General features: G+C 33.1%; 8 protein-coding genes. All 8 read right to left on the bottom strand.

What is annotated here, in order from left to right:
• On the bottom strand, positions 1-2876 hold a 2876-nt coding region (locus tag TY10_RS00185), incomplete at its 3' end, for a non-ribosomal peptide synthetase (RefSeq protein ID WP_042159286.1).
• Positions 2877-3004: 128 nt separating this feature from the next.
• Positions 3005-3394 carry a condensation domain-containing protein gene (locus tag TY10_RS00180; RefSeq protein ID WP_042159285.1) on the bottom strand — a complete coding sequence of 130 codons (390 nt, stop codon included), beginning with the start codon at positions 3392-3394 and terminating at the stop codon, positions 3005-3007.
• Between the two features lie 4 nt (positions 3395-3398).
• Positions 3399-7466, bottom strand: coding sequence for a non-ribosomal peptide synthetase (locus TY10_RS00175; RefSeq protein ID WP_052350263.1), 4068 nt, complete (start codon positions 7464-7466; stop codon positions 3399-3401).
• A complete protein-coding gene (locus TY10_RS28515) occupies positions 7426-9705 on the bottom strand; it encodes a phosphopantetheine-binding protein (protein WP_162160542.1) in 2280 nt (759 codons plus the stop codon). The genes TY10_RS00175 and TY10_RS28515 overlap by 41 nt, the downstream gene beginning before the upstream one ends.
• Positions 9669-10367, bottom strand: a complete 699-nt coding sequence (locus TY10_RS28510; protein WP_052350261.1) for a beta-ketoacyl [acyl carrier protein] synthase domain-containing protein — start codon at positions 10365-10367, stop codon at positions 9669-9671. The genes TY10_RS28515 and TY10_RS28510 overlap by 37 nt, the downstream gene beginning before the upstream one ends.
• Position 10368: 1 nt before the next feature.
• Entirely contained in the window at positions 10369-12102 is a 1734-nt protein-coding gene (locus TY10_RS00165) for a carbamoyltransferase N-terminal domain-containing protein (protein ID WP_042159282.1), read from the bottom strand.
• Positions 12103-12111: 9 nt separating this feature from the next.
• Positions 12112-12447 carry a phosphopantetheine-binding protein gene (locus tag TY10_RS00160; protein ID WP_162160539.1) on the bottom strand — a complete coding sequence of 112 codons (336 nt, stop codon included), beginning with the start codon at positions 12445-12447 and terminating at the stop codon, positions 12112-12114.
• A gap of 62 nt (positions 12448-12509) precedes the next feature.
• Positions 12510-14806 (bottom strand): non-ribosomal peptide synthetase (locus tag TY10_RS00155; RefSeq protein WP_042159277.1); only part of this gene is annotated, 2297 nt, incomplete at its 5' end.

Here is a 14806-nt window from a genome sequence, read left to right as displayed (position 1 = left end):
AATCTCTTCAAAACTAAAACTAAGTCCCCTTCCAAACCCCGGTTTATTTGATCTATTTCTCCTTCATTAATTTTGTACACGATTCTTAAAGCATCGTGATGATTCACTACTTGATCAAAAACTTTTTTTACAATCTGTTTATCAAAGCCATGATCGCTATAAAGCAAAATAGATTGATTAAAATGATGCTGATCACTAAAATTGTGATCAAAAAACCAGTGTTGAATAGGAGTAAGTGGTATTGGACCCTCAATGAGTCTTTGATCTATCTTTCGAACTAGTTTCTTGACATTTTTACTTAACTCTATAATGGTAGGGTTATATAATATGTCTTTAATATCAACAAACAAACTATGCTTCTGCAATCTTGCTGCTACCTGCATAGCTCTAATTGAATCGCCACCTAATTCAAAGAAATTATCATTAACACTAATACTATTCAATTTTAACACTTCGGAAAATACTTGTATCAATTTCCCTTCGATATGGTTAGCAGGAGCAGAAGATTCTATTTGATTATTAACGTTAATAAGCAATAAAGATTTCTTATCTATTTTCCCATTGTCTAATAGTGGAATAGCATTTATTATAGTGATAAAGGTAGGGATCATATAAGCAGGAAGATGTTTTTTCAAATAATCACGTAACTCATTAATAGTAATACTACTATTATTAATAACAACTACATATGCGCAAAGATATTTACCTCCCTCTTCTTTTTCGCAGTCGATAACCACTGCTTCCCTGACATCGATATTCTCAACAAGCCTACGTTCTATTTCACCCGGTTCAATTCTGTATCCTCTTATTTTTAATTGATTATCTTTTCTACCATAAAATTTAATTGTTCCATCTGAAAGCCAACTTCCTAAATCACCAGTTTTAAACATTCTAACATAGTCTGGAACAAAGGGATCTGGCATAAAAGATAATTCTGTCTTCACTTTATCATTCAAATACCCACGACCTACACCAATACCCGCTACACAAATCTCTCCTTTCACTCCAATAGGACATAGATTCATATAATCATCGACTATATAAATATTAAAATTTCTTATTGGTTTCCCAATAGGAATAGACTCGACTGTTGGTGCAGCTGTCATGACATAGTGTGTTATGTCATCTGACGCTTCAGTTGGCCCGTATGCATTAACCATTCGAATCATTGGAAACTTTTCAAAAAAAGATTTAACAAGGTTTGGTTTAACTTCTTCGCCTGTTACTACAAGGTATCTAAGGGTTTTAAAATTTAGATCACTCGTTTTTAATAGTTCAATGATTACTGTAAGGTAAGAGGGTACAATTTCAAGAATAGAAACACTATTCTCAATTATTTTCATTAAAAATTTATCAGGGTTAATCACAGTATCCGTGGAATATATGATTGTTTTCCCTCCCACAACAAGGGCAGTGAAAAATTGCCAAACAGATATATCGAAACATTGAGATGCATTCTGTGCTATTATGGATTTAAATGTTATTTCTAAATCGTCAATCTTTGCTCTGATATGATTCATCATTCCAACATGTTCTACTATTACTCCTTTGGGGGAACCTGTAGAACCAGATGTATAAATTACATAGGCAATATGGTTACAATTGAGATTAGCCTGGTTAAAAAATTCAGTATGTTCATCAATAGTAACTTTTTGATTAGTTAATTCTTCTATACTTTGATCTATGTATATGATTTTTTCTAATTTTCCACAACATTCGTGCATCCGATCAAAACTACTCCTATATTCCTTCTGAGTACAAACAAACCTAATCCCTGCATCGTTTATAATCTCCTTAATTCTCTCTTGTGGGTAACTGGGATCTATTGGAATGTAGGCCCCTCCAGCTTTCCAGATTCCCAGTATTGTAACAACAAAGTTAATACTTCTATCCATCACAATCGCCACAAGCTCCTCTGATTGTAGCTTCTGTTCTCGATATAACATCTTGGCAATTTTATTGGATTTCTCTCTCAGTTCCCCATATGTTATTTTTTGTTCTTCAAATTCTATCGCAATATTATTTGGATTTTTCTCAGATTGATAATCAATTAATTCTGTAAGAAGCCCATCATTCGAAATGTCCTTCTTATTGTTATTAAATTGATTTATCACTAAATCTTTTTCTATTGGGGAAAGCAACCCCACCTTGAATACCTGTTCATTTACATCAAAAACAATATTTACCATAAAATAAAGGAAGCTATCTATAATTCTATTTACGGTTTCCTGATCATAACACAATGAATTATATTGAACTTTACCTGTTATCCTATCTTCTACTCTACAAAAAGAAAATATCATGTTTACAGCAATATGTTGTATATATTTTTCATTGTGAATATTATCTAAAAGTACTATTACATCAAATAATGAAAACTCTCCATCTATTTGAGACATATCTAAATTGCGAAGCAATGCTTCGATAGGATAATTTTGCTTTTCATGTGCTTCTGTAACTGTCTGTTTAACTTGAAACAGTAACTCCTTGAAGGTTGTGGTTGTTTCTATTATATTTCTTAGTGCCAAAACAGTATTAATGTACTCACCTTCAACTTTCTGTTCGTATATGGGAGTACCAATAATAATATCCCTATTATTAGTGTATCTACTAATCAATAAATTTACTATTGCTATAAGTATAATATTCAATGAGTAGTTCGAATAATTTGACATTTTGGTTAACTTTTTAGAAAGTTCAAGAGGTATAGAATATTCTATCACTTTATAAATTACGTTGTTACTTGGACTTCTTCTATCAAATGGAAAACTACTACTAACTAATTGACCAGCAAATTTTTTTGTCCAATATTCTTTTTCTTTTGTCTCCTGGTTTGCAGAAATGGTTGCTTTAATAGAGTGATCATTTGTTATCATTTAAGTTGCCCCCTAGAACTTGTTACAATTTTATTAATTCATCAAGTATTAAGAATGAGCAAAGCGTTGTCAGAGGGGGAGGTACTCCCCTCCGAGTTCATATTCGGAATACATTAAATTTAGACATATTAGAAAATAAAATCAATTTCTTGTGCTTCATTTTTTGCTTCTAATAGACCATAAGACAAATTTGATTCATTCAATTTTCTCTTTCGATCAACAACCAATAACTGAATCGTATTTTTAAAATATTCAAAAAATCCTACTATTATGGATTCATTAAAAATAGAAGAATCAATTTTGATATCAACATAACCAAAAGTAATATCAATATTAAAATCGAATATTGTATTCGTTTTAATATTAGACTCTATCGCAAACTTGTTTGTATCCTCAACAATATACTCATCTACTTTATTACTTGTGCGGAAATCAGTAAAATTAAACATCGTATCTGTAATTGGATTATCACCATAGTTTTTTTCACCAATAAGAATTGATATTTCTCCTAGTGGCATTCTTTCAAAATTCTTTTAGAAGTAATAATTTATTAGAAATCATTTTAATATGGTCTTCCCACGATACATCATTGTTTATCGTTAGCTTAACAGGAACCATATTGAGAAAGAACCCAATAATTTTATCACTCTCTTCACAGATTGGTCTGTTGTGGGTAAGAATAGATACTACAATATTTTCTTTTCCATGAATACTACTGATTAACTTTACATAAACCGAAAAACAAATAACCTTCATCGAAGTTTCAAGATCCTTGGCTATATTCAAAATTTGCTCAAGATCCTCCCTCGGTAATCTATATCTGTAAGATGTTACTTCTGATAAATTGTTTTTATCGCAAGACAATTCAATTAAATTGTCTTTTACATGGTCATGCAACTCTGACTTCCAGAAGGTAATGTTTGATTCTTTTCTTTTCTCAAAAATTTGCTCTAAAACGAATTGCTTGTACGTGTTATTCAATTTACTCGGTCTGTACTCTCCGTTAGCCTCTAATTGCACATACGTTTCGCTTATATCAGACATCAAAGTAGCATTACTCCAACCGTCCATTATGGCTTGATGGAATATAAACAAAAATATTAATTTACCTTCCCCGACTTCGATAACCCTCATCCGCCATATTGGAGCTTTGTCAAACTCAAATGGGATGCATTTGTCTTCTTCAAGATACTTGAGCAGCCACTCTTCCTGCTCGACGTCTGTTAAATATGATATGTCACAATAATTAATGTCCATTTCAATTTTTTTGTGTATTATTTTAACAGGAACATCATAATCCTGTATATTATAGAAACACCTTAATGCTTCATGCCTGTCTGTAATAAACGATACAGCCTGTTTAAATCTTGTCATATCAAAATTATTAAATTGTGCCTGGTAAACAAATTGAATATGATGAATTAAGGAGCCTGGATTCTTCAACGTATGAAATAATAAACCAGTCTCTATGTCGCTCATAGGATAAACATCTTCAACTACCTCTGGATTTACTAATGATGATATAATTTTAAATTTTAGACTATCCATTTGCTCCAACAACGACTGAATATCCGTTTCCCTAGAAAGCTGCAAATTTAAGTCTGACTTCAATGAACTCTGCTGGATATATTCGCTCAATTCTTTAACTGTCTGATGAAGAAATATATCCTTCAGCTCAATATGAATACCTTCTCTTTGTAATGCGATTGATATTCTGAGAGCTTTTATGGAATCTCCACCAATTTCAAAAAAATTGTTTTTTGTTCCTATAATTTCAAGTCCGAGTACATCCGACCAAATTTCTGATAATTTTTTCTCCATATAATTGCTGGCTTCAACATAATTCTCCTCATCACCTACAAAAGCATTATTCACTCGGGCCAATTCAGCGATGTTAACTTTTCCATTTTTGGTAACCGGTATTTGATGCAGTCTGATCAGCCGTGAAGGTATCATATAGCCTGGTAATTTTGATCTAAGATAATGCACGATTTCTTCCACTGTTCTATTTTCTCTACTTGTGTAAAAAGCAGTTAAGTATCTTTCACCTTCATCCTCACAAGCAATTACAACCGCTTCTTGTATATTGGCGTATTTGACAAGCTCTGCCCTAATCTCCTCAAGCTCAATACGGAACCCTCTTATTTTTACTTGTTGATCAATTCTACCGATATACTCCATGTTCCCATCGATGTTCCATTTAACCAAATCGCCCGTTTTATAAAACGTTTTTCCCACCTCGTATGGATTGTCAATAAAACGCTCGCTGGTCATTTTGTCTTTACCAGTATACCCTCGAGCCAATCCCGCTCCGCTAATATAAAGCTCCCCTTGTACTCCTACGGGCTGAAGTTGTAAATGTGAATCAAGTACATATAGTTTTGTATTATCAATCGGTTTCCCGATAGGAACTTTTTCTATTAGTTCATCTGTAGAGCAATGAAAGTATGAAACATCAATAGTTGCCTCTGTAGGCCCATATAAGTTAACTAGCACCGTTCGGTTTGTACCAAACAACAAACGGTTAAATGTATTTACATCTTCGACACCAAGAACTTCTCCACTGACGAATACTTGCTTTATTGATGATAAAGAATTTAAATCAACAAAATTATCGACAAAATCCAAAAATATATGCAACATCGATGGTACAAAATGTAATGTCGTGACTTGATATTGCTCGACTGCTTTAGTGATAGACTGAAGATCCTTCTCCTCCCCAGGGTTCAAAATCACAACAGTGCCCCCAGTTACTGCCCACCATAAAATCTCCCATACCGATACATCAAAAACGTAAGGAGTCTTATGCATAATCACATCGCTATCATAAATAGGGTAGCATCGTTGCATCCAATTTAAGCGGTTGATTAAGGATCGTTGCTCAATTTTGACACCTTTGGGTTTACCAGTTGAACCAGAAGTATAGATAATATATGCCAATGACGAAGTGTCATAGGATATCGGAAGATTCTTAGCTTCATGCATAAACGAATTAATATTGTCTAGATAAATAAACTCGCACTCAGAATTCGTTTTGCTTTCAAAGACTTTCGTGGTAAGCAAAATTGTGATCCCGCTGTCTTGTATCATATAATCGATTCTTTGATTTGGATAGTCAGGATCAATTGGCAGGTAAGCGCCTCCCGACTTCAAAATCCCCATAATACCAATTATCATTTCAAATGACCTTTCGACCATAATCCCTACAATACTATCGGATCCTATTCCTTTATTTCTCAAATAGCTTGCCAACCTGTCTGATTTTTCATGTAATTCCAAATAAGTTAGGCTTTGATTATTAAAAACCATTGCAACTTTATTTGGATTCTTATTCACCTGCTCTAGAAATTGCAGAGGGATAGATTCTAGATTGTCAAAATAGTAGTCCGTATTATTCCATGTAACCAACTGCTTGTATATTTCTTGCTCCGTCAACATATTTATATCACTAATTTGAATTTCCTCATAATTCAAAATAATTTGTAAGATATTTCTAAAATGTGAACATAACATTTCAATTTTATATTCATTAAACAAATTTCTATTATAGGTAATATTACCTATTAAACCATTTTGTTCAATAAATTCCAAATGTAAATCAAATATACTCGATTGGCCCAAATCCTTAATACCGCTAATAGTCAGATTCTTCATGAATTCTTGGGTTCCCGCAGCATCTGTATTTTGGAGAACAAGCATAACATTAAATATTGGTGAACGGCTCAAATCTTTTTTTATGTTCAACTCTTCCACTAATTGTTCAAAAGGGTACAGTTGATGTTCGTATGCATCCAATGTTAACTTTTTAATTTGCTTAAGAAATTGTTTAAATTGCGCTGACACTTCAAATCGTGATCGGAAAACAATTGTATTTACATAGCATCCTATTTGATCCTCCAATTCAATATTCTGTCTCCCTGCAATTGGCGACCCTATAGCAATGTCGGATTGGCCCGTATATTTATTCAAAAGAACATTGGTAGCCGCAAGAAGAACCATAAATAATGTAACATCATTTTTTCTGCAAAAGTCCTTAAGACTCAAAGTAGTCTCATTATCAAAGGTAAAGCTTATCCTATCCCCATCGTACTTTTGTATAGCTGGTCTTAACTTGTCAGTGGGAAGCTCCAGTATAGGTAGTTCCCCACTAAATTGATTTGTCCAGTATGATCGGAGTTGTTCAAGTTTATCACCTTGAAGCGATGCATTCTGCCATGCAGAATAATCCTTATATTGAATTCGTAAAGGACTCAATGGGTTTTCTTTATTATTTACAAATGCATTGTATGACACAACTAATTCGCTTAAAAATACTTTAGACGACCAACCGTCACTAACGATATGGTGTACATTTATATAAAATATGTGCTTATCATTTTCGATTCGAAACAGCTTAGCTCTTATTAATGGACCTTCTGATAAATCAAAAGAGATATCCTTATCTCTAAATGCAAATTCATTGGCTTTTTGTTCTCCACCAGTTATACTTAAATCTACGAATTCTAATTTTATATTCAACTGGTCTGAAGAACAAACTTTTTGCTTGGGCTCACCATTTACTAAAATAAAAAACTGTTCGAAGACTTTCATGTCTTTTGATAATTAATTCAAAAGCTTGTTCAAATGCAAAAACATTCAACTTGCCTTCAAGAATAAATGAAAACGGGGAATTGTAGGCTACCGATCCTTCATCAATTTGGCTTAAGAGCCATAAACGTTTTTGTGAAGCCGAGACATCATAATATGGCCGCTCTTCAACCTGTATTATTTCGTGATGTACTACCCCCGCTAAATTCCGCTCAATTTTCTCATCAATGTAAGCAGCTAATTTGAATGGAGTAGGATTATTGAAAATCTCCTCAAAATTCAAAACTACTTGCATTAAACTTTCTATTCGCAACAACACCTGATTGGCCATTAAAGAATGTCCACCAAGATCAAAAAAGTTATCCTCAGGCCCAATTTCATCCATTTTTAATATTTCTTTAAATATAAGTGATACTTTCTTTTCCGTTCCTAACAAACTGTCTATATAAGCAGCCAAATCTATAATTGAAGGGTAATCAAATATATCTTCGAAATCCAACTTTATTTGAAAACGGTTGTTCAATTGAGTAATAACTTTGGTAGATTTTAAAGAATCACCTCCTAATTCAAAGAAGTTATCTTCAATTGTAAGCGTTTGGACTTCTAATATATCACTCCAACACTCAGCAATCTCATAAGCAATCTCGTTTTCTTTCTTATGAAACCCATAGGATTTCGAACTTGGTTTTGGAATATATTCACTATCAAGTTGGTTGCTTTCATCATAGATCCATGGTTCTTCTCTAATCCAGCATCTTTCTTTTACAAACTGATATGATGGAAGAACAACTCTATTCCCTTGATAATGTTCATAATATTTTCCCCATTCGATAGAGTACCCATACATGTATAACCTCTTTATCAAGACATCAATTGGATCATATTCATTAATTTCTTCAGGCAAATAGAAAACGCCATAATTATAGTTCTCTGTTTGAATATTTTCGATAATACGTGAAAGACTGCTTATCGGACCAATTTCAATAAAAAATATATATTCTTCGCCACTTTCACGTTCAATTAGTGCTTGAATTCGTTGCTCTAGGTTTTCAATTTCAACTGGCTTATATGTCACTGCTTCCTTTACAGCCTCTTCCAAAGTCCATATTCCAGAAATCACATTCAGTATTATTTCCCCAATCCCACTGGCTAATATATGGATTGAAGTTACGCCATAGGATTCAAGCATCTTATAATAACTATATTGAAAAGCAAAATTAATGAAGCTCTCAGTTTTATTCTTACCCAACTGAATACATTCCTCATAATATTTTGAAAAGTGATAGTGATTAGTCATAAGATATTCAAATAAACTCTTAGATATCTTTTCATGATCTGACATTAGTAAAATTAATTTACCTAACTTAGGACTCGATATCCCCAAGTCAGTATCATCTTTTAAAGATTTATTAATTTGACTGATGAAAGTATCCACATCGCGCGCAATGAATGCATATCGTTTTTCGTGATGTTTTCTACCTTTATTCAAAGTATAACTGATATCTCGTAAGGAGTAATCATTAGTCTGTGATACCTTACGATAAATTTGTTCAAGGTTTTTCCTTAGTCCTAGCTCAGTCATCGAAGAAACAGTAACTAAGTGGCTTAAACGATCTTTAGAAAAGTTAGTGCCGTCGTCCTGTTCACGTGAAATGGCTTCCTGCAGAACTACATGACAATTAGTACCACTTGCGCCAAGAGACGTAACTCCGGCATATCTAGTCTTTCCTTCATCGACAGTCCATTCTTTAAACTCAGTATTTACATAAACAGCTGAGTTTTCAAAATTAATCATTGGGTTTGGTTTTTCAAAATGAATAGTTGGAAATACTACTTTTTCCCTTAACGACAATATTGCTTTTAATAGGCCAACTAAACCCGCTGCGTTGTATGAATGTCCGGTATTTGATTTTATTGTTGAAATAGGACATATTTTTTTCTTTTCAGTATATCTAAGAAAAGCTAGATTTAAAGCTTCAATTTCTAGAGAATCACCAAGTTTAGTTCCTGAACCATGTGCTTCAATATAACCAAGATCTAATGGATTCACTTCTGCTTTTTCCCATGCCATACTTAATACATTTGACTGTGAGATACTATCTGGTGCTGATGGACTTGATGATCGATTTGCATTGTTGTTAACTGCAGTACTTTTTATTACTGCATGTATGATATCATTATCCCTAATTGCAGCATCAAGCGGTTTCAATAGTATACAAACAGCTGCCTCCCCACATGACATTCCAGCCGCTTCTGCTGAGAACGCTCTTGATTTATTATCCGGAGACCAGATATTGAATTCCATTTTTTTTCAGTGTAAGGTAATAAGTTAATATTGACCCCACAAACTAGTGCGCTTTCTGCATCTCCACAATAAATTTCGTTACATGCTAAATGCACAGCAACCAAGCTGGAAGAACATGCCGTATCAACCATCAATGCATTCCCAGTAAAATTATACATTCTTGCGATTCTAGTAGCCAGAAAAGCCGGTGAATTACCTGATATCATGGTATCTAGAAATTCTTCTGCCAACTTGTGATATTCCGGGTATATATCTGCAACAAAAACCGCAGTCCTAGAACCACTTAATTCCTCAATACAATAACCTGCATTCTCGATTGTTTCATGGGTAACTTCAAGAAGTATCCTGTGATTAGGATCCATCATTTGAGCTTCAGCCATCGAAATACCAAAGTACTTATGATCAAACTTATCAATATCTTCTAGAAATCCAATTTCTCTTAATTTTTTGTTTGGATCCAGTGAAGTATCCTTTATTCTTTTTTTCGATAACTCTCTAACACTATCCTTACCATTCTTTAAATTATTATACAATTCATCAATTGTAGAAGCCTCTGGAAATCTCCCAGAAATTCCAATGATAGCGATATCTTTATTCATTTTACAACCTCCTTTTTTTGGTTATAACTGTATTTCTGAAAATACTAAAGTTTATTTTTTCTCTTCTCTCATATAATGTATTTTCACACCAAACATAATTAACTTTATCCCATGATGTCGCAGAAAACACATCACCAAAAAAACCATGACCGTTTAAATTGGCACTAGTATTACAAAGTAATGGAATACCACTCAATTTCTCAAATTCAAGTAACAATTCCGTTAACACGATGTTAGCAGAACTCGAAACTGTTTGCAGTCTAGCAGAACCGTCGAGATGTATAATACCAGGAATTTTATGAACCCATTCTTCCCTTACTTGGTGTTCAAATAACATAAAGGGATCCTTATTTCCCGGAATAAATATATCCTTTGCATAACCTTCCAAACAAATGGGCGACACTGGTCTATAGGCTTCTCTTAATTTGATATTGTTGAGAATTCCCTTGATTACTTGAGTAGTCGGTGAAGCGATAATACTTCTGTTCCCTAGGGCTCGCGGCCCCAATTCAGATTGCCCATTTAAAAAAACAACTGGTTCATTCGTTAAATAAATAATTTTAGAAAGATCTTTTATTGAACACTCTTTACTATCCCAGCCATCAGCTGGGCTATTTTTAATTATTTTCGGACCACTATATACGTTCCAATCTAAAGAAATCACACCAAATTTTTTAAACATTATATTACATGCCACTCCAATTGCACTGCCCGAGTCATTTGGAAAAGGTGGAATATATACATTCTCAAATATACCACTATCTCTTATTGCAGAGTTCCACTTGATGTTTAAAGCACAACCACCCGTTAGACAAATATTTTTGCTTTTATTATTGTTTCTTTCTATTTTCTTCTTTAATTTTCTTACTAATAACTCTTCTAAATATACATGGAAGGAGCATAGAATATCTTCATCTGAGTAGCCTTTATCCTCTATATGTAATTTGAATTGGTTTGCAAAAATATTGGCAAATCCCATTGGATAATTATAAGAATTAGTATAAATTTCATCAAAATACTGAAACAATTCTCGTTGCACATTCCCCAGGGCAATATACGCCATAACTTTTCCAGCAGTAGAAAGATTATCTTTTGCAAATTTACCACTCACCTTGAAAGGTCCAAAATGTTGAGAAAATATAGTATATATATTTCCAATCAGCAAAAAAATAGGTCCTAAATTGTCTACTTTTTTATTCTCATAGTCAAAGAAATATAAACGAGGATACATTCCTCCATCCCAAATCAATATGTAGGAGCTCTCACCTTTCCTGGCAAAGTCACTGGTACAGTATGCACTCATCAGATGGCCAGAAGCATGTAAGTAACTGTAATAATCCACTTCAGTATCTCCTATTTTAAGACCACTAAACTTCCACTCTTGAAAAATGTCATGCTTTAACGATTTTTCTTCATACAAACCTAGATTAAGTTTGTATGGTTCGTTATTATTAAAAGCAGTCAACCGATTGAAGCCCTCTCGAATTTCCAAACGTGGTTGCACAGCAAGTTCATTCTGATCGTCCCCGCCCCATCCATCTATAGCGAAATAATCTATTGATGATATATCGTATCCATAATCATTAAGTATATTCGAGATAGATGCTGTATCGAGAATTTCAGCATATCGAGGATTATTATTCAATTTTTCGTACTCAACACTAAAAATAAGTTTACCATCCTCTATTAATGCAACTGCCCCATCATGTGTCAGCTTAATCCCACAAATAATCATAAAGACCTCCTAGAACTCAATTTTTTTCATTGTTCTTATACTCTCTTTATTCACTAAGCCATACTTTTCAGTAATAACTTTTCCAAGTTCTTCAATGGTCCTATGATCGAATAAGTCTTGAACCGTGATAATAGAGGGAAAATGTATATTTATTAAGGAATGAACTCGAATCATCTTCAGGGAATTACCACCTAATTTAAAAAAATCAGCATCTATGCTTATATCATTTAAATTTAATACTTTTGACCAAATTTCCGATATTTTCCATTCTATTTCATTAGTCGGGTTTTTAAAGTTCTTTTCTTCATTGATAATTGTAGTGTTTAATAAATCTAATAATTCCAATTTATCTATCTTTCCATTATGAGTTAACGGTATCTTCTTCAATGTTAATGTCAAAGAAGGAATCATGTAACTAGGTAAGTTTTTTTCATAAAAATCGTAATATTGTTATGAATCATTTCCTTGGCATTTGGTAGCTTAGGAACAACGAACGCATATAATTGCTCCTCTAGATTTTCATCGCTCTTTGTTATAACAACAGAATCTTTAATTTCACTAAATTTTGAAAGAATACTCTCAATCTCTGCCAATTCAATTCTATGACCTCTGATTTTAACTTGATTGTCTATTCTTCCAACTAGCTCAATCTCCCCTTCTTCTGTCCACTTTGCAAGATCTCCAGTTTTATACAATCGTTTATTATTTTCGAATGGATTTTCTATAAACTTTAGCTTGGTGAGTTCTGGATTATTTAAATATCCTCTAGTGACACCATCTCCTGAAATACAAAGTTCTCCAACTACTCCTATTGGAACAAGATTCAAATTTTTATTTAGTATATAACAAGTAGTATTTGCAATGGGTTTACCTATCGTGACCTTCTTCTCTGAACATTTTGAGGACAATGCATCTACAGTTATCTCAGTTGGGCCATAATTATTATATAATTGATATCCTTTGCGTAAGAGTTCATTTTTTAGAGATTCATTTAATCTTTCCCCTCCTGAAATAACTGTATGAAGACTTTTTAATTTTTCACTATAAAAGAGTAATTCTTTTAAAATAGTCGGTGTATGGTTTATTATATTTATTTGTCGATCATTTACATATTTACAAAATTGATTTGGATCAAAAATTAACTCTTTGTACGCAATATGCAAAGTTCCTCCATGCAGTAAGGTTGAGAACATATCTTCCACACTCGGATCGAATGTATAATTAGTTAACATTAATAAATTGATGCCTGTCCCTATTTGATATTTCTTCGCAAACCAACGCACAACATTCACAACATTTACGTGTTCTACCATTACAGCCTTTGGATTACCAGTTGTCCCGGAAGTGTACATTATATATGCGAGTTGATTAGACTTCAGAACTTTACTCAATCTATTTGTAGTATTAGTTTGAGTAAAAGTTACGCTTGATATATCAATTATTTCTCCTTCAAACCAATCTACTTCTGTTCTGCTCATTGCTGCTCTTTGAACAATTAACAATTCCATTCTACTATCTTTAGCCATATATTCCAATCTTTTACTAGGCGTCTCGGGAGCTAATGGTAGATACGCTCCTCCGACTTTTAGGATAGCTAGTATTGCTGCAATCATTTCGACTGAAGGTTCTACCATAAGCCCTACAATCATATCCTCCTCAATTCCTTTACTAATCAGTAGTTCTGCTATTTGATTAGACTTGACATTAAGTTCTTCATAAGTTAGACTTCTTTCTTTATACACAACTGCAGTAGTTTTACCATTATTTTCCACTTGCTTTTCAAACAAACTGTGTATAGTTTTATCCTTTGGATATTCTTCCTCAGTAAGGTTGAATTGATATAATAATTGAAGTTTTTCACTTTGATTAAGAATGTTGATATCCAATACGTCTTTATGAGGTGTTTTAATTATTTCAAAGATAATGTTTATATAGTGAGATGAAAGTTTACTAATCATCTCTTTGGAAAATAAGTTCTCATTATATGAGAGTTTGATTTCTATAGAATCAAAAAGTTGAATACCGACTGTTAAATCATATTGTGTCATTTCTTGAATGGAATATGGTCCGAAGGATATTATGTTTTTATTATGCATTAAACTAGATTCCAGAGGATAATTTTCTATTACTACAATTGAATCAAATAATTCTTCTGCAGCCATCCCACAATATCTACTGATATTAACTAAAGGTGTATTTTTATATTCCTCTCTTTCACGAAGTGTTTCAGAAACTCCCAGTAGTAAATCCATTCCACTTACAGAAGCCTTTGTTTGTATTCGTAGGGGAAGCGTATTTATGAATAAGCCAACTGTATTTTCAATACCTACTAAGTCCATAGGCCTGTCTGAAATTGTAGTCCCAAAAATCACATCGTTGCTGTGACAATAATTCTGAAGCAATATCCCCCATGCTGTATAAAACATACTTGCCAATGTTATATTATGCTTTTTCACAAAATCCTCAAGTATTTTTTTATCTTTATATGAGATGTTAATATCAATTTGCGCTACACTTGATATTTCATTTACTTTTACCTTATTGAATGGGAGCGGTGTTTTTGTATCAACCCCTTTTAAGTATTTCACCCAATAAGATTCTTGGTCAGCTAGAAGAATGCTTTTTGAATGCTTTATATATTCTTTATATTTACACTTATCCACTTTAATTGGATTTTTACCTTGGGAAAAACTGAGATACGCAT

Origin of the sequence: Paenibacillus gorillae, assembly GCF_000513275.1 — a bacterium.
Classification (GTDB): Bacteria; Bacillota; Bacilli; order Paenibacillales; family Paenibacillaceae; genus Pristimantibacillus; species Pristimantibacillus gorillae.
Note: the sequence above shows the minus strand (reverse complement) of the source record. Positions and strands in the feature narration are given on the sequence as shown.